The following is a 17,298-nucleotide window of genomic DNA, read 5'->3' as shown; positions in this document are numbered from 1 at the left end:
CAGACGTAAACCAGATGTACGCCTCTTCTGGATACAGGAACGGAAATGAAAAACATGAAGGTCTCCACGCGCCTGCAAACCGGCTTCGGCCTGCTGACGGCGTTGCTTCTCGTGCTGGCCGGCATCGCGCTGTTCGGCTTGTCCGAGCTGAACGATAGTCTCGACGGTATTGCCCGCGTGAATAACGAGGAGACCCGTCTCGCGAACGAATTGCGCGCGTCGATTCAGGATCGCGCCATCGCGATACGCAACCTGGCGTTGATCACCGAGCCGCGCGACCTTGCGCAGGAAGCGGACCGCATCAAGAAGCAGGATCAGAATTATGCGGAGGCCTACCAGCAACTCACTCGCCTGTTCGCGCAGGAGCCGGCCACGACTTCGGTGGAGCGCTCGCTGATCGAACAGCTCAAGCAGGACGAAGCCGCGGCGATGCCGCCGTTGCGCAAGGCGATGGATCTCGCACTGTCGCAGAACGCCGCGCTCGCGACGCAGGAGCTGCTGCAAAACGCGCGGCCGCCGCAGCGAGCATGGCTTGCCCGCGCGACGGAACTCGCGCGCGTCGAAGATGAGCAGAACAAGGAAGCGCAGCTCAGCGCCTTCGCGACTTACTCGACGGTCCGCACCATGATCTCGGTCATTGCCGCGATCGCATTCCTGCTGGGCGTGGCGACTGCCGCGCTCATCTCGCGCAGCATTCTGCGGCAGTTGGGCGGCGAGCCGCGCGCCGCGCAGGAAATGGCCGCGCAGATCGCCGAAGGCAACCTGACCGTGCGCGTGCAGGTTGCAGCCGGCGACCGGAGCAGTCTGATGGCATCGCTCGAAGCAATGCGCGAGAAGCTCACCGCGATCGTGTCGGGCATCAAGACGTCGGCGGAATCGATCTCGGTGGCGGCCGGCGAGATTGCGCAAGGCAACCAGGACCTGTCGCAACGCACCGAGGAACAGGCCGCGTCGCTCCAGCAGACCGCGGCGAGCATGGAAGAATTGACGTCGACGGTGCGCAATAACACCGACAACGCGCGTCAGGGCAGCACGCTCGCGGCGGCGGCTTCCACGACCGCGGCATCCGGCGGCGAAGTGGTTCACCAGGTCGTGTCGACCATGCGCGACATTTCATCGAGTTCGACGAAGGTGACCGAAATCATTTCGGTGATCGAAGCAATTGCATTCCAGACCAATATCCTCGCACTGAACGCAGCGGTCGAAGCCGCTCGGGCAGGCGAAGACGGCCGCGGCTTCGCGGTCGTCGCGGGCGAAGTCCGCACGCTCGCCCAGCGCAGTGCGACCGCGGCGAAGGAGATCAAGGAACTGATCGAAGCCTCCGCGTCGCATGTGGCGAGCGGCTCGCAACTCGTCGAAAACGCAGGTCAGACGATGAGCGAAGTCGTGCGCTCGGTGCAGCAGGTGACCGACATCATGGGCGAGATCGCGTCGGCGTCGTCGGAGCAAACGAAGGGCATCGAGCAGGTCAACGTGGCCGTCACGCAGATGGACGAAGTCACTCAGCAAAACGCGGCGCTCGTCGAGCAGGCAACCGCCGCCGCGCAGGCCATGGCGGATCAGGCCGAAAGCCTGCGCTCGGCGGTATCGGTTTTCCAAGTGGATGCGGCCGGGCATAGTGGACAAGGGGCAATGCGCACCGGTGTAGCCAGGTCCGCGCGCGGCGCCACGCCGCCGAAAAAGGCGGCTGTGCCGGGGGCGAAGTCGAAGGCTATTAGCGCCACGGCGCGCAAGGCGTTGCCGGCGTCTTCCTCGTCGTCTTCATCGTCCTCGCACTTCAAGGAACGCGAACTCCAGACCGCCGGCGCGGAAAACTGGGAAACGTTCTAAGTCCGTCCCTTCCCGCAAGAACCGGCGCACGAGCGCCGGTTTTTGTTGCAGCAAGCCAGCGCACGCGCCATGTCGCGTGCGTCTTCGCCCTTGAGAAAAAATTCTCACCGCCCCCGATGGTGCACTGCAGTGTGATCTCCCGATTCGCGCGTGCTACAAACGTACCGTACGTTTCAGGCTTCGGAGACACGCGGTGCGGTGTAGCGCAGAATGTCTCCAGCACCCAGTTCGCGCTGAGTTCGCCCGGAGGCTCGTCATGCCCTACGTTCCGTCCACGAGACATATCGACCGCATATGCAACGTCATAGAAGGACGAACCCAGCGTCCGGGCGCAGACGGCAAACGGCTTGCCTCGTCGTATAGGCGCTCGCTCGAGCAATACCATCTCGATCCCGGCGCGACCGCCGGGCCGCGCATTCTGACGGTGCCCGAATTGCGCGACGTGCAGCATCGCGAGGAATCGTTTCTGCGCGCGTCGGGCCAGTGTTTGTCGCGGCTGCACGAGATGGTGCGCGAAGCGGACTACTGCGTGATGCTCACCGACGCGAAAGGCGTGACGATCGACTATCGCGTCGACAAGGACCGCCGCCACGACTTCAAGCGCGCTGGACTCTATCTCGGCTCATGCTGGTCCGAAAGCGAGGAAGGCACGTGCGGCGTCGCGACCGTGCTGCTCGACGCGGAGCCGATTACCGTTCATCGCAGCGATCATTTTCGCGCGGCCTTCACCACGCTCACGTGCAGCGCGTCGCCGATTTTCGGTTTGCACGGCGAACTGCTCGGCGTGCTCGATGCATCGGCCGTACGTTCGCCCGACGATCGCGAAAGCCAGCGGCTCGTCAATCACATCGTGCGGCAAAGCGCGCTGCTGATCGAGGACGCTTACTTCCTGAATGCCGCAACGGATTGCTGGGTACTGCTCGCACATCGCAACCGCCATTACGTCGAGGCGCAGCCCGAGATTCTGATTGCCATCGACGCACGCGGCCACGCCGTCGCCGCGAACCGGCGCGCGCGCGAATGTCTGCCGGTGCTCAATCAGTTGCCGCGCCATGTGTCGGAGATCTTCGACGTTCCGCCCGAGCGTCTGTTCGACGCCAAGACAAGCCGCGGTCTCGTTTCGTTGAGGCTCAACGATACCGGCTCGCCGCTCTATGCGCGTGTGCGCGCACCGGCCGCCGCGCGAATCTCCCGACGCACGCACGCCGCATCGCCCGACACAAGCACCAACAACGCAAACGCCGCGCCGCACGATATGCCACTCATGTCGGAGAGCGAAGCGCTCGAGCGCAGGCGCATCGTCGACGCGATGAACGACGCCAAGTGGCGCACGGACCTGGCCGCGCAAGCACTCGGCATATCGCGCGCGACTTTGTATCGACGCATCGCGAAGCTGCATATTCTGCCGCCGCACAAGTGCTAGCGGCGCTGCACAGATTCCCTTAGCGGGCATAGAACCCGCGTTCTCTCTGAAGTTTGACTATCCGTTTCATATGGAGGAGCAACCATGTCTGAAAACACTGCAAATCAGGCTATATCCGCTGTGCTGGAAAGCCTCGAAGCCGCGCTCAAACGCGGCGACACACAAGCCGCCGTCGACCTGTTTCAGCCCGACTGCTACTGGCGCGATCTCGTCGCTTTCACCTGGAACATCAAGACGCTCGAAGGCCGCGAGCAAATCGCGGAAATGCTGAATACACAGTTGGCTGCAATCAAACCGTCCAGGCTGCGGCTTGCGGATAACGAGCCCGCAACGGAAGCGGACGGCGTCGCGCAAGGCTGGATCACGTTCGAAACCGGCGTCGCGCGCGGCACCGGCTTCATTCGACTTAAGCAAGGCCGCATCTGGACGCTGCTCACCACGATGGCCGAATTGAAGGGCCATGAAGAGCCCAAAGGGCCGCTTCGTCCGATGGGCGCCGAGCACGGCGCACGCCGCGATCGCACGAGCTGGAAAGAGCGGCGCGAGGCCGAGCTCGACACGCTTGGCACGGCGGAGCAACCGTATTGCCTGATTGTCGGCGGCGGGCAAGGTGGCATCGGACTCGGTGCGCGGCTGCGGCAACTCGGCGTGCCGACCATCATCGTCGATAAGAACGAAAGGCCGGGCGATGCATGGCGCAAGCGCTATAAAACGCTGTGTCTGCATGACCCGGTCTGGTACGACCATATGCCCTACTTGCCCTTCCCCGACAACTGGCCCGTCTTCACGCCGAAGGACAAGATCGGCGACTGGCTCGAGATGTACACGAAGGTCATGGAGCTGAACTACTGGGGATCGACCGTCTGCAAATCGGCGCGCTACGACGAAGCGAAAGGCGAATGGATCGTCGAAGTCGAGCGAGGCGGAGAGCCCATCACATTGCGCCCGAAGCAACTCGTGCTCGCGACCGGCATGTCCGGCAAGCCGAATATTCCGAGCTTCAAGGGCATGGATGTATTCAAGGGCGAGCAGCATCATTCGTCGCAGCATCCGGGGCCGGACGCGTATCACGGCAAGAAGGTCGTCGTGATCGGCGCGAACAATTCGGCTCACGACATCTGCGCGGCGCTGTGGGAAGCAGGCGTCGACGTGACGATGGTGCAGCGCTCGTCCACGCATATCGTGAAGTCCGATTCGCTAATGGAGTTGGCGCTCGGCGATCTCTATTCGGAACGCGCGGTGGCCGCAGGCATGACGACCGCGAAAGCGGATCTGACCTTCGCATCGATACCGTATGCGATGCTTCACGAGTTTCAGATCCCGGTTTTCAACGCGATTCGCGAGCGCGATGCGGAGTTCTATGCGCGCCTGGAAAAGAGCGGCTTCATGCTCGATTTCGGCGACGACGACTCCGGCCTTTTCATGAAGTACTTGCGGCGCGGTTCCGGCTATTACATCGATGTCGGCGCATCGCAACTCGTCGCCGACGGCAAGATCAAGCTGAAAAGCGGCGTCGATGTAGTCGAACTGAAAGAGCATTCGGTGCTGCTCAGCGACGGCAGCGAACTCGAAGCGGATCTCGTCGTGTACGCAACAGGCTATGGTTCGATGAACGGTTGGGCCGCGGATCTCATCTCACGCGAAGTGGCCGACAAAGTCGGCAAAGTGTGGGGCCTCGGCTCGAACACGACGAAAGATCCAGGGCCGTGGGAAGGCGAACAGCGCAACATGTGGAAGCCCACTCAGCAAGAAGCACTCTGGTTTCATGGCGGCAATCTGCATCAGTCGCGGCATTACTCGCAGTATCTGTCACTGCAACTCAAGGCTCGCATGGAAGGCATTCCGACACCCGTGTTCGGATTGCAGGAAGTGCATCATCTTTCGTAGATGTGAGAGCATGGCGGCCGGCTTCTGCTTCGAGCCGGCCGCTCTATGCACCCTCTCTATGCACTCATTTCCGTGAGAAGAAAGTCGACCAGCGCGCGTTGATGCGCATTGAGCACGCCGCCGGAGCTGACGAGCGCAAGCTCTGTCGGCGGCAAAGGCGGTAAGCCGTTGCATAAGCGATGCTCCGGCAGTACTGCGGTAGTGGGCAGAACCGAAATGCCCAATCCGGACGACACCGCGGCCTGAATGCCAGTGAGACTATGGCTTCCGAATGCAATGCGCCAGCGCAGATGCGCTTTGTCGAGACCGCGAATCGCGCGCTGCCGGTACACGCAGCCTTGCGGAAATAGCGCGAGAGGAATGGGTTCGTCGGAAGAAGGTTCCAGCGCTTGTGCATTCGCGCCCTGCACCCACACGAGCGACTCCGGCCACGACGCGAGACACTCGCCGCTTGCCGGCTCGCGCTTGATCAGCGCGATTTCTATTTCGCCATTCGCGAGCCTGCGCTGCAAATCGGCACTCATGCCGGCCACTGTTTCGAGCCTGACGCCTGGCCTCGTTTTGACAAAGCCCGACAGCATGGCCGACATGCGGCGCGCGTCGAAATCTTCCGGAACGCCTATGCGAAGCGGCGTGACCGCAACGTCGCTCGTCAACGCATCTTGTGCTTCCTGCGCCAGCGCGAGCAGCCGTCGCGCATATTGCGCGAGCAGTTCGCCATGCTCGGTTGGCGTCACCTGATTGCCGGTGCGGTCACGCATCAGCAGCGTGCGACCGACCAGTTCTTCCAGCCGCCGAACCTGTTGGCTCACCGTGGATTGCGTGCGATGCACGCGCTCGCCGGCACGCGTGAAGCTGCCTTCATCGACAACGCAGATGAGCGTATTCAACAGGTCAAGATCAAGCATGATGGACTCGCTTCGTTATTTGCAATGCAACTGACGTCGAGAGGTTAATTTAATTTTCCAATAAGTGTCAATGCGCCTAAGCTAAACGCCATTCACAGGTCCATCACTTCGGGAACACATTCCATGTCACTGCAAAACACCGCACGCCCGCGCTGGCTGACGTTCGACTGCTACGGCACACTGATCCAGTGGGACGAAGGCTTGCAAGCCGCGGTACGCGAGATTCTTCAGAGCAAGCGCGGTCATGACGTGGACCCCGCGAAGCTGCTCGCCGTCTACGACCGGCACGAACACGCACTCGAGCAGACTCCGCCTTATCGCACGTTTCGCGAAGTCGCGGGCACGGCGCTGCGTATTGCCCTCGCCGAATTCGGCTTGCCCGGCGACGAAAGCGACGAGCGCGACGAGCGCGACATACGTACTTTGACGGGCCGCATTTCCGCGATGCCGCCGTTTCCGGAAGTGGTCGACACATTGCGGCAACTCAAGCAGGATGGTTATAGCCTGTGCATCGTGTCGAATACCGACGACGACATCATTGCCGGCAACGTCGCGCAACTGGGCGGCTTTATCGACCGTGTGATCACTGCACAGCAAGCGGGCGCGTACAAACCGAACCGGCGGCTATTCGATTACGCGCATGAACAACTCGGCGTGACACGCGATGAAGTCGTGCATATCTGCGCGAGTCCGCATCTCGATCACGCGGCCGCGCGCGACATCGGCTTTCGCTGCGTATGGATCGACCGTGCGACTGGCCGCACGCTACTGCCCGATTACACGCCCGATGCAACACTGTCCACGCTCGACCAGGTGCCGGCTCTTTTTGCATCGCTCGGTTGGTGACTTTGAGGAACGACGAACATGGCGCATACGCTTTCATCCATTGGTTCGGCGAAATCGTCGACGACATTACGACTCGATTCCGACGCTGTCATGGTGGCCCGTATCGAACTAGCGGCATGCTTTCAACTAGCGGCGCAATACGGTTTTGAAGAGGGAATCTGCAACCATTTCTCGGCGGTCGTGCCCGGACACGACCATCTCTTCTTCGTCAATCCGTATGGCTATGCGTTCTCGGAGATCACTGCATCGCGGCTTCTAATCTGCGATTTCGACGGACATGTGGTGTCGGGTGAAGGAAAGCCCGAAGCAACGGCGTTTTATATTCACGCACGATTGCATCGGTTAAAGCCGCGCGTGAAGGCCGCTTTTCATACGCATATGCCGAACGCCACGGCGTTATGTTTGCTCGACGGTCCGCCGCTGTTGTGGCTCGGGCAAACGGCCCTGAAGTTCTACGGCCGCACCGCCGTCGATGAGAACTACAACGGCCTCGCGCTCGACGACTCGGAAGGCGACCGCATTGCCGCGACCATCGGCGACGCCGATATCCTGCTCCTCAAGAATCACGGCGTGATGGTGGCCGGCGAGAGTATTGCCGAAGCGTGGGATGATCTCTATTACCTGGAGCGTGCGGCTGAAGTCCAGTTAAAGGCAATGAGCAGTAATCGTCCGCTGAAACCCATACCGCACGAAGTGGCGCAGCGTACTTATGAACAGATGCGCGCCGGCGACAAGGAAAGCGCGCACGCGCATTTGCAAAGCGCAATGCGCGAATTGCGCAGGCACGGCATCGCATTCGATCAATAGAACTATTTGCGCGTTCGATGCGCGGCGGCGACTGCATCGAGTCCCGCCATCACGAAGCGAATAAAGTCCTCCACCAGCGCATTTTTGTCTTTTGCAACGGCGGGCAGCAACGCTGCCTGCATTTGCCTGGGCGCGATCATCAGCGCGATGCAGGGCAGCACGGCGAACATCAGCGCGCGCTGCACGGCCGGCTCTTGCGGATTCAATTGCAATACCTCGCCGATCAATCCGAGTAGAACCGTTGCCTTTGGCCGCACCGCCTTTTCAATCAGCGCAGGAATAGCGGGCGACGGGGACAGTACTTCGCGCAGCATCAGCATGAATCCCCACGGCGCGCCGCTGCTGGTCGACAGACCCACGAATCGCGAGATTACCGCTCGCAACTTGTCCCGCGCATCGCCCGGCCCTTCTGTCAGCGCGGACAATTCATCGAGACTCACGACCTGGCGATGCGCTTCGACGAGCGCCGCTTCGTATAGCGCTTCCCGACTGCCGAAGTGATAGTTCACGGACGCCATCGGCGTGCCCGCGCGCTCGCATATTTCCTTGCTGGTGGCATCGGCGAAACCGCGCGCGGCGAATACCTGCCCCGCAATATCGAGCAGATGCTGGCGTGTCGCCGCACCGTCGGGACGGCTCGCGCGATTGACCGGCCGAGGCTGCTTTCCCTGTTCCGTGCGGGATTTGCGCGCCGCCGTCGTGGGTGTTTTCGTTGCGCCTGCCTGCTTGGTCCGCTCTTTCTGCTTTGCAGGAGTCGTCGCTCGTTTCGTCGGCATGGGAAAGTGCAGGCTCCGGAAATAGTTTGAATTCGAATTCAAATTCGCATATATTCATTGTACTTCATCCGTGCGGACGACACCCCATGAGGAACTTCATTACCCGGCTCTGGCGGCCCGCATTGGCACTCTTTCTCGGCGTACTGCTTGCAGGATGCACGCAGCGCGACGAGAACGCCTACCAGGGCTATGCAGAGGGCGAATATGTGTACCTGGGCTCATCGCAGGCCGGCACGCTCACGCAGTTGCAGGTCTCGCGCGGTCAAACCGTAAAAGCGGGCGCGTCTCTTTTCGCACTGGATTCAGTGGACGAAACGGCCGCGCTGCGGCAGGCGCAGCAGCAACTCGCGGCGGCCCGCTCGCAACTCGCCGACATTCAAACCGGCAAGCGCGTACCCGAAGTCAACGTCAATCGCGCGCAACTCGCCGAGGCTGCGGCGAACGCGCGCAAGGCGGCGCTGCAACTCACTCGCGACGAAGCGCAGTACAGCGCGGGCGGCATTGCAAAAGCGCAGCTCGACGATTCGCGCGCGAATGCAGAGGCGACGTCGGCGCAAGTGCGGCAGCTTACGAATCAGGTGGAAGTAGCGCGTTTGCCGGGCCGCTCGCAACAAATCGCTGCGCAGCAGGCTCAGGTCGCGGCGGCCGAAGCGGTCGTCGCACAGGCGCAGTGGAAGCTCGATCAGAAGCGCGCGAGCGCGCCCGCCGACGGGCTCGTCTACGACACGCTCTATCGCCTCGGCGAGTGGGTGCCGGCCGGCAGTCCCGTTGTGCAATTGCTGCCGCCGCAGAACATCAAGGTGCGCTTTTTCGTGCCGGAAACGCGAGTCGGCGCACTGGCGCCGGGCCGCGAAGTGTCGATCCATTGCGACGGATGCGCAGTGGATTTGACCGCGAAGATTACCTACGTTGCGAATAAAGCCGAGTACACGCCGCCGGTTATCTATAGCAACGAGAGCCGCGCGAAGCTCGTTTTCATGATCGAAGCACACACGTCGGTTGCAGATGCAACGAAGCTTCATCCGGGTCAGCCGGTGACGGTGGCGCTCAAATGAGTACACCCGCGCCAGAGTATGTGATCGACGTCCACGGCCTGAACAAGCATTTCGGCGACAAGCACGTGGTCAACGACGTTTCGTTGCAGGTCGCGCGCGGCGAGATCTTCGGCTTTCTCGGCCCTAACGGCAGCGGCAAGACGACGTCGATCCGTTTGATGTGCGGACTGCTGACGCCGGACTCGGGCACCGGCACATGTCTCGGCTACGACATCCGCAGCGAGAGTGCGCAGATCAAGCGCAATGTCGGCTATATGACGCAGCGCTTCTCGTATTGGGAAGATCTGACCATTCGCGAGAACCTCGAGTTCGTCGCGCGTATCTACCAGATGCGCAACCGTCGCGATGCCGTCGACAAATCGCTCGAATCGCTCGGACTGCAAAGCCGCGCGAATCAGCTCACAGGGTCGCTATCCGGAGGCTGGAAGCAACGCCTCGCGCTCGCAGCGTGCATGCTTCACGAGCCCAGACTGCTGTTGCTCGACGAGCCGACTGCGGGCGTCGATCCCACTGCGCGCCGCGATTTCTGGGAAGAACTCCACCGGCTCGCGGCGCGCGGCATTTCCGTCCTCGTCAGCACGCATTACATGGACGAAGCCGAACGCTGTCACAAACTCGCCTATATCGCGTATGGAAAGCTGCTCGCGCAAGGCACGTCGCGAGAGGTGATCGAGTCGCAGAACCTCGCTACATGGTCGATTCAAGGCGAGCATCTGAGCGAATTGTCCGAGAAGCTGCGCGAGATGCCTGGTGTCGATCAAACCGTCGTATTCGGCGCCGCGCTGCATGCCAGCGGGCGCGATCATGCGGCATTGGAACACGCGCTCAAACAGGCCACCGCGAACACGCGTTTGCGCATGGAGCCGATCGAAACCGGACTCGAAGACGTGTTCATCTATCTGATGAGTCATTCGCGAGATAACTTCGGAGCGCGATCGTGAGCACAGGTACGGGCTTTTCGTTGATGCGCTGGTGGAGCGTGGTGCTGAAGGAGTTCCTTCAATTGCGGCGCGACCGCGTCACGTTCGCGATGATCGTCGGCATACCGATCGTTCAGCTCGCGTTGTTCGGTTTCGCGATCAACACCGACCCGAAGCATCTGCCGACTGCCGTTATCGTTCACGACCAAAGCGAGTTCTCGCGCAGCTTCATCGCGGCGATGAGGAACTCCGCGTATTTCGACATCGTAGAAACGCTGCCCGACGAAGAAGCCGGACGCCGTGCGCTCGCCCAGGGCCGCGTGCAGTTCGTGCTGAACATACCGGTCGATTTCTCGAGGAAGCTGCTGCGCGGCGAGCACCCTTCACTGCTTGTCGAGGCTGACGCCACCGACCCGACCGCGACTCACACCGCCGTCGCCGCACTGCCCAATCTCGTACAGCCCGTCGCCGACAAGGACATCACCGGACCGCTCGCGCATCTCAACGGCACGCCAGGCGCTTTCGGCGTGCAAGTCCACAACCTGTACAACCCCGAAGGAATTACGCAGTACAACGTCGTTCCCGGGCTCATGGGCGTCATTCTCACCATGACGCTCGTGATGATGACCGGCCTCGCCGTCACGCGCGAACGCGAGCGCGGCACGATGGAAAATCTGCTCGCGACGCCAGTTCTTCCCGTCGAAGTGATGACCGGCAAGATCATTCCTTATGTGGCCATTGGCCTGATTCAGGCGTCGATCATACTGATCGCCACACGCTTCGTATTTCATGTGCCCTTTGTCGGCAGTCCCATCGCAATCTATCTGGCCGCGCTGCTGTTCATTGCCGCGAACCTGACTGTGGGCATTACGCTGTCCTCGCTTGCACAGAACCAGTTGCAGGCGATGCAACTGACCATGTTCTATTTTCTGCCGAACATTCTTCTGTCCGGCTTCATGTTCCCATTCGCGGGCATGCCGAAATGGGCACAGTTCATCGGCAACTTCTTGCCGTTGACGTATTTCAACCGGCTCATTCGCGGAATCATGCTCAAGGGCGACGGATGGGCGGATCTCTGGCCCTCAGTGTGGCCCATGGCTCTTTTCACCGCCGTCGTGATGGCGATTGCGCTGCGTTTTTATCGGCGCACACTCGACTAGGAAGAACGTTCATGAAAACACTTCTTGTTGTGTGCGCATTTGGTTTGACCGGCTGCGCGGTGGGGCCGGACTTTCACGCACCGGCCGCGCCCGACACTCAAAACTACACGCAACGCGCATTACCTGGGCAGACGGCCTCGTCCGAAGGGCCAGCGGGAGCCGCACAGACGTTCAACGCGGCGCCTGGTCCCATACCTATGTGGTGGCGTCAATTCCAGTCCGACGCGCTAAACCGTCTCGTGGATGAAGCACTGCGCCACAATCCGACACTCGGTCAAGCGCGCGCAAGACTGATCGAGGCGCGCGAAAACTACACCGCGCTCGCGGGCGCAACGCAATTCCCGAGCATAGACGCAACGCTTTCCGGCTCAAGGCAGAAAGTCGATCCCGCTGCGTTCGGCATTCCGCACGTCGAGAGCCCCGGACCCTTCTCGCTGTTCAGCGCGTCGGTCAGCGTCTCTTACGTGTTTGATATTTTCGGCGGCAATCGGCGCGCGCTCGAGGCAAGCATGGCGCAAGTCGATTACGAGTCGTATGAACTCGATGCAGCGCGCTTGAGTCTCGCCGGCAATATCGTGGCTACCGCGGTGCGGCGCGCGTCGTTACAGCAGCAGATTGCGCTGACGCAACGCCTGGCCGACGCACAGGCGCATCAACTGTCGATCGTTGAAGCGCGCTTCGCCGCCGGCGGCGTATCGCAACTGGATGTGCACCGTCAGCGCACCCTGCTTGCACAGACACGCGCATCGTTGCCGCCGCTTGCAAGCCAGCTCGCGGCTGCGGATCATCAACTCGCCATTTTGCTGGGCAGAGTACCGTCGCAAGCGGATTTCGACGAACTCACTTTCGATGCGCTGCATTTGCCGCTGGATATTCCACTCGCTTTGCCGTCGACACTCGCCCGCGCGCGGCCCGATATAAAAGCGGCCGAGGCATTACTGCACGAGGCAAGCGCGAATGTGGGCGTCGCAACCGCCAACCTGTACCCGCAATTTTCATTGTCCGCGGGAATCGGCTCGGAGCGCACGCGGATCGGCGACATTGTGAATGGGCTGAACGTCTGGAATATCGGCCTGAACCTGACGCAACCGATCTTTCGCGGTGGAGAATTGCATGCGAAGAAACGCGCGGCAGAAGCCGCTTATGACGCCGCATTCGAGAACTATCGGCAAACGGTTCTCCAGGCATTGCAGCAGGTCGCCGATTCGCTGACCGCCGTGCAGAACGACGCCCGCGAGTTGCAGGCGCGCACCGAAGCCGCGCAGCAAGCGCAAGCCAGTCTGGACGTCGCCACTCGGCAATATGCTGCGGGTGGAATCAGTCAGCTCGCTCTTCTCGACGCGGAACGTGATTCGCTGCAAACGGCGATAGATCGAACCCAGGCTCAAGCAAACCGCTTTTCCGACACGGCTGCGTTGTTCCAGGCGCTCGGCAGCAATCTATGACGGCTCGCGCGGCGTGTGCGAACTACAGTTGGGCTTCAATAGCCGCCTTATCGATAATCGACCAGACCCGGCCAATTTTTTCTCCGCGGAATTCGTAGAAGACATTTTCGGTGAAGGTCACTTTTCTTCCATTGACTTCGAGACCGAGAAATGTTCCTTGCGGTGTGCAATTAAAGCGCAGCCGCGCCCCGACATAAGCCGGGTCGGCAACCAGCAGATCGATGTCGAAATGAAGGTCGGGAATCTCGCGAAAGTCTCTCTCGAGCATTGCGCGATAGCCTGCCGAGCCGATCTGCTTGTCGTTGTAATAGACATCGTCATGAACGAATTGCGGCAAGTTCTTCCAGTCCTGCCGGTTCAGACAGGCGATATAGCTTCGGTAGATGTCCGAGAGATCGGGTTCGGTCATGACAATCTTCCATTTTGGCTGTCGGGCAACGAGACGTGCTGCGCGCGAGGCATATGCATTGCTCATTCTATGCAATGCGGCGCGCCCCTGCGCCGCCCAACGGATTTATTCGCGACCATGAAACATACACTCTTGTTGATTGCAGCCAGCGCGACTGCGCTGAGCGTGGCGCTTACCGGTTGCAACCGCTCCGGTCCATCGTCGGATCAGGCGGGCGCGGCCGCCGTCAGCGGCGCCGCGCAGAGTGGGCCTGCCGTCTCCGCGCCCGCCACGGCAGCAAGCGACGCGCCTGCGGGCGCAAGCCAATAGCGGTTCTTTGCGCTTCCGCGCTGTGTGAAGTGAAGCTCGCGGCGTATGCAGTCTGCGTCGTGGGGAGGAATAGGCGTTGCTTAAACACTGCCTGTTGTCAGGCATTTCCCCCACTCGCATTGATACGGAGCACCTCATGAATGCAATCGTCCCGAACCAGCCCGATGTCGGTCAGCAAAGCCATGCAATTGCCGCCTACGAACTTGCAGCTAAAGCCGTTGCGGGCTTTGAAAAAGTTGTCGAGTTGAATGTGCAGACCGTCAAGACTTCTTTGTCCGAGCAACAGGCACTGGTCGATGCCGCGCTCTCATCCGGCTCTCTCAACCAGATGATCGATCTGCAGTTTCAGCAGGTTCCGGCAGCAATAAAAAAGACGTGCGCCTATTGGGGGCACGTCGAGGACATTGCAGTGGACACGCATAATGATCTTGTGGATGCTCTACAAGACAGCGTGCAAAGTTATCTGTCCACGTTCTTCTCGTTGCTCGATAGTGCAGCCTCGATTGGCATGGTCTCAACGGGCCGCACGAACGTCACAAGTCCTCTCGTGATCGAGCAGCCGCCGGCCCCTCAGAACGACCCCGTCGTGATCGTGGACAGTTCGGGCAACGTCGTATCGTCGAGCCCCCGAATGGATCTGCACTAACCGGGTCAGGCACCGCGCGCCGTTTCGATCAGTTCTTTCACACGGCGCGCGATACTCGTCAAAATGTTCTGGGACGAAGCCGGTTGTTGCTTGCGATGCGGCATGCGCTGCAAATCTTCCCAGTCGCTTTCCACAGCACGCGCGTGACTTTCCGGCGTGAAGGGCCACTCCATCGCGACTGCTCGCACCGGCGAGTCGCGCCGCCCTTCTCCCGAGCGCTCGACATACGCATTGATAGCCAATGCCTCCTGCTCCGCCGCCTCTTTTGAAGTTGCTGCGATAAAGTCGTCAGGTCCTTCAATATGGACGCACCACAATTGTTCGCTCACGCGACGTTCCTCGCCGGGTACAGTCATAAGGGACTGGCGTTCAGCAGTTCCCATTTCAGGTCGGAAAAGCATGGGCCCTGCGTCGCCTCACTGAATTTGACGTCGTTGTGCTCGCCATTCCACTCCATCACCTGGACTTTGCCGTCGCTGTCGACTGTGACGTCCCAGCCTATGCAGCGTGCAAAAGGCACCTTGCTATGGAGTTGTAGCACCGTATCGACACAATCGTTGAATGCGGGCATCTTCAGGCCGGCAAATCTGACTTTCGAATCGGGGTGTTCTTCCGTCGCGCCCCAATCGGTCAGGAAACCCTCGCGCGCAAGTTCTCCTGTGACGAGATCCACCGGCACGCAGATTTCGTCGTCAATCCTGATGTGGGTATGACGCGCTCTGCCAAGGCGCAAGAAAGCCGCACGAAGAGAAGTGCGGCCGAGATTGTCGACAGCCGTCGTCAGGCGCAAGGTCGCAACCGAGTTTGGAGCAAACGTGCTGAGAAGCGGATGCTGAACGATGAACTTCTGAATCACGCCATTGCCAAGCGATTTGATCAGGCCGCAGTCAAACGATTCCCGGTCGAAGAAATGAATACCTTTGCCTTGCGCCGAGCCGTCGAGTTTGAAAACGATCTTGTCGCATTCGCGGAAGACGACGTGCTCGATCTCCTGCTCGCGCACCACCAGATTGCGGTCCGTGAAGAAGAGACCGTTCGCGAAGTAGGCCAGGTCCGGGAACGCGTCACAGCCGAAGATAACCCGCGACATCGGCTTCAGATTGGAGATTCGTCCATAGCCGCCTTTCATGCTGGGCACAACCACGCCGCCGTAGTAGTTGTCGGGAATCCAGCCTTCCTTGAAGGTCCCGCTAAACGCCGCGTAGACACGCAGCCACGGCGCATACTTTGCGTCGCCAAACACGTCCCGCGCATAGGTGTCGGCGAGCTTCAGGTTGGCCGGATCGGGAGGACCGTATTTCTTCTGCAATAGCCGAAGAACCTGTCTCGCCTGTGCGCGATGAACCTGGTGGAACGTGTATTGCCCCACCTTCTTGATTGAACGTCTGACTACTTTCTCTACGCCGTGTAGTTTCATTGTCCCCTCGTGATCAGGTTCTTGTTGACCCACTCTCATACCGCACAATCAACGACTCGATCCGACGCGGGGATCAGTAAGCGTTAGGATGATGCAGTCCCTTGAAAATGGTCGCGCAAATGATCTTGACGTCGAGTGCGAACGACCAGTTTCGAAGGTAGTACAAATCGTGTGCGACCCGGCCTTCCATCTTTTCGATGCGATCGGTCTCTCCGCGAAAGCCATTGATTTGCGCCCAGCCGGTAATGCCTGGCTTGATCCGGTAACGGTGAATATAGCCGGAGACGATGCCCTGATACAGGTCGTCGTGTTCGAGCGCGTGCGGTCTCGGACCGACCACCGACATATCGCCGCGCAGCACGTTGAAGAACTGCGGCAATTCATCGAGGCTCGTGCGCCGCAGAAAACGCCCCACCCGCGTAATGCGCGGGTCGCCGCGCGTGGCCTGTTCGAGCACCCCCTGTTTCTGTTCATGCAGACGCATGCTGCGGAACTTGTAGATCATAAAGATGCGTCCGTCCGCGCCCTTGCGGCACTGTTTGAAGAACACCGGGCCGGGCGAACTCAGCTTGACCGCTATCGCACACGCAAGAAGAATCGGCGACACGGCAATCAATGCGAGCAGTGCAAAAACGCGATCGAACAATTCCTTTTCCACCATTGCATTCGGCGGCAATGGCGAAGCGGCGAGATTGATCGTCGGAAAGCCGAGCAACTCGGTCACGCTTCCATCGAAGAGCGCCAATGCGCGCACGTCCGGCATGAAGCGCACGTTAATCAGATCGTTGCGAAACTCATCGACCAGCTCGAGAATCGCGCGTTCTTCCGATAAAGGCAGCGCGAGCCACACTTCATCCACCTGCTGTTCGCGCACATACTTCGCAAAAGCCGCGCGCTGTTCGAACGTCGGCACGGAACTCGTCGTCTTGTTGACCGGGCGCAGGTTGTAGACGGCGCTCGCGCGAAAACCCGCTGCCGGCTCCCGTTCCATTTTGCGCAGGATCTCGTCGCAATGTTCTCCGCATGCCGCAATAGCCACCTTTTGCAGATCCAGGCCAGCGTGGCGAACGCGCCCGAGCAGAACGTGCGTCATTATCCGGCCAGCGATCATTGCGCCGCCCGCTATTCCCGTCCAGTACGCGAACCATAGGCGCGACACGAAGTCGATCCGATGCAACGAGAACATCAAAGCCAGCGCGCATGCCTGGACCAGCAGCCAGCCGAGCGCGACCTGACCGACGAGTACACGTTTCGAGCGGCCGCGCCACGACTGATAGACGCCTAATGCAGGAAACACCGCGAGCGAAAACGCCGCCGCGAAAGCGACGAATGCCAGATAAAAGTTGCGTTGCGCGAAATCGTCGAAGCGGATATGAGAGGCAGCGAATGCGCCGCCGAGGATCATCGCCACATCGAACATTCTGGCCAGCAGACCGGTAATCAATCGCATAGCAGCCCCC

16 protein-coding genes are annotated in these 17,298 nt (G+C 60.4%); 10 read left to right on the top strand and 6 right to left on the bottom strand.

Annotated elements, in window-relative coordinates:
* Positions 1 to 45: 45 nt before the first annotated feature.
* The 3 genes from BGRAMDRAFT_RS26960 (at position 46) to BGRAMDRAFT_RS26950 (ending at position 5,140) form a co-directional block, all read left to right on the top strand.
* Positions 46 to 1,830, top strand: a complete 1,785-nt coding sequence (locus BGRAMDRAFT_RS26960; RefSeq protein ID WP_006052058.1) for a methyl-accepting chemotaxis protein — start codon at positions 46 to 48, stop codon at positions 1,828 to 1,830.
* Positions 1,831 to 2,086: 256 nt separating this feature from the next.
* Positions 2,087 to 3,253, top strand: coding sequence for a sigma-54-dependent Fis family transcriptional regulator (locus tag BGRAMDRAFT_RS26955; RefSeq protein ID WP_006052057.1), 1,167 nt, complete (start codon positions 2,087 to 2,089; stop codon positions 3,251 to 3,253).
* Positions 3,254 to 3,337: 84 nt separating this feature from the next.
* A complete protein-coding gene (locus tag BGRAMDRAFT_RS26950) occupies positions 3,338 to 5,140 on the top strand; it encodes an NAD(P)/FAD-dependent oxidoreductase (protein WP_006052056.1) in 1,803 nt (600 codons plus the stop codon).
* 56 nt (positions 5,141 to 5,196) lie between these two features.
* Here the strand turns inward: BGRAMDRAFT_RS26950 and BGRAMDRAFT_RS26945 are convergent, their stop codons facing one another.
* On the bottom strand, positions 5,197 to 6,048 hold the full coding sequence (locus BGRAMDRAFT_RS26945; RefSeq protein WP_006052055.1) for a LysR substrate-binding domain-containing protein: 852 nt from the start codon (positions 6,046 to 6,048) through the stop codon (positions 5,197 to 5,199).
* Positions 6,049 to 6,171: 123 nt separating this feature from the next.
* Here BGRAMDRAFT_RS26945 and BGRAMDRAFT_RS26940 point away from each other — a divergent pair, with 123 nt between their 5' ends.
* Positions 6,172 to 6,894, top strand: a complete 723-nt coding sequence (locus BGRAMDRAFT_RS26940) for a haloacid dehalogenase type II (protein ID WP_006052054.1) — start codon at positions 6,172 to 6,174, stop codon at positions 6,892 to 6,894.
* An 18-nt stretch (positions 6,895 to 6,912) separates the two neighbouring features.
* Positions 6,913 to 7,701: an aldolase gene (locus BGRAMDRAFT_RS26935; RefSeq protein WP_006052053.1), complete on the top strand. Its 789-nt coding sequence runs from the start codon at positions 6,913 to 6,915 to the stop codon at positions 7,699 to 7,701.
* 2 nt (positions 7,702 to 7,703) lie between these two features.
* Here BGRAMDRAFT_RS26935 and BGRAMDRAFT_RS26930 read toward each other — a convergent pair whose 3' ends face one another.
* Positions 7,704 to 8,477 (bottom strand): TetR/AcrR family transcriptional regulator, encoded by a 774-nt coding sequence (locus tag BGRAMDRAFT_RS26930; RefSeq protein WP_006052052.1) that lies wholly within the window; start codon positions 8,475 to 8,477, stop codon positions 7,704 to 7,706.
* An 86-nt stretch (positions 8,478 to 8,563) separates the two neighbouring features.
* Between BGRAMDRAFT_RS26930 and BGRAMDRAFT_RS26925 the strand changes: the two genes are divergently transcribed.
* The 4 genes from BGRAMDRAFT_RS26925 to BGRAMDRAFT_RS26910 are packed head-to-tail and all read left to right on the top strand — an operon-like array spanning position 8,564 to position 13,057.
* Positions 8,564 to 9,532: an HlyD family secretion protein gene (locus tag BGRAMDRAFT_RS26925; RefSeq protein WP_006052051.1), complete on the top strand. Its 969-nt coding sequence runs from the start codon at positions 8,564 to 8,566 to the stop codon at positions 9,530 to 9,532.
* Positions 9,529 to 10,473 carry an ABC transporter ATP-binding protein gene (locus BGRAMDRAFT_RS26920; protein ID WP_006052050.1) on the top strand — a complete coding sequence of 315 codons (945 nt, stop codon included), beginning with the start codon at positions 9,529 to 9,531 and terminating at the stop codon, positions 10,471 to 10,473. Before BGRAMDRAFT_RS26925 ends, BGRAMDRAFT_RS26920 begins: the two co-directional genes overlap by 4 nt.
* Positions 10,474 to 10,496: 23 nt before the next feature.
* Positions 10,497 to 11,612, top strand: a complete 1,116-nt coding sequence (locus BGRAMDRAFT_RS26915; RefSeq protein WP_044021901.1) for an ABC transporter permease — start codon at positions 10,497 to 10,499, stop codon at positions 11,610 to 11,612.
* Positions 11,613 to 11,623: 11 nt separating this feature from the next.
* On the top strand, positions 11,624 to 13,057 hold the full coding sequence (locus BGRAMDRAFT_RS26910) for an efflux transporter outer membrane subunit (protein WP_006052048.1): 1,434 nt from the start codon (positions 11,624 to 11,626) through the stop codon (positions 13,055 to 13,057).
* 22 nt (positions 13,058 to 13,079) lie between these two features.
* On the opposite strand, the gene BGRAMDRAFT_RS26905 is transcribed toward BGRAMDRAFT_RS26910, so the two are convergent.
* Positions 13,080 to 13,466, bottom strand: a complete 387-nt coding sequence (locus BGRAMDRAFT_RS26905; RefSeq protein ID WP_006052047.1) for an ester cyclase — start codon at positions 13,464 to 13,466, stop codon at positions 13,080 to 13,082.
* Positions 13,467 to 13,911: 445 nt separating this feature from the next.
* Here BGRAMDRAFT_RS26905 and BGRAMDRAFT_RS26895 point away from each other — a divergent pair, with 445 nt between their 5' ends.
* Positions 13,912 to 14,421: a phasin family protein gene (locus BGRAMDRAFT_RS26895; protein ID WP_006052046.1), complete on the top strand. Its 510-nt coding sequence runs from the start codon at positions 13,912 to 13,914 to the stop codon at positions 14,419 to 14,421.
* Between the two features lie 5 nt (positions 14,422 to 14,426).
* On the opposite strand, the gene BGRAMDRAFT_RS26890 is transcribed toward BGRAMDRAFT_RS26895, so the two are convergent.
* The 3 genes from BGRAMDRAFT_RS26890 to BGRAMDRAFT_RS26880 form a co-directional block, all read right to left on the bottom strand.
* Positions 14,427 to 14,777: a hypothetical protein gene (locus BGRAMDRAFT_RS26890; RefSeq protein WP_006052045.1), complete on the bottom strand. Its 351-nt coding sequence runs from the start codon at positions 14,775 to 14,777 to the stop codon at positions 14,427 to 14,429.
* A complete protein-coding gene (locus BGRAMDRAFT_RS26885; RefSeq protein ID WP_044021900.1) occupies positions 14,774 to 15,799 on the bottom strand; it encodes a sugar-transfer associated ATP-grasp domain-containing protein in 1,026 nt (341 codons plus the stop codon). The genes BGRAMDRAFT_RS26890 and BGRAMDRAFT_RS26885 overlap by 4 nt, the downstream gene beginning before the upstream one ends.
* A 112-nt stretch (positions 15,800 to 15,911) precedes the next feature.
* Positions 15,912 to 17,288 carry an undecaprenyl-phosphate glucose phosphotransferase gene (locus BGRAMDRAFT_RS26880; protein WP_006052043.1) on the bottom strand — a complete coding sequence of 459 codons (1,377 nt, stop codon included), beginning with the start codon at positions 17,286 to 17,288 and terminating at the stop codon, positions 15,912 to 15,914.
* Between the last annotated feature and the right edge of the window lie 10 nt (positions 17,289 to 17,298).

This window comes from Paraburkholderia graminis C4D1M (genome assembly GCF_000172415.1).
GTDB classification, from domain to species: Bacteria; Pseudomonadota; Gammaproteobacteria; order Burkholderiales; family Burkholderiaceae; genus Paraburkholderia; species Paraburkholderia graminis.
Note: the sequence above shows the minus strand (reverse complement) of the source record. Positions and strands in the feature narration are given on the sequence as shown.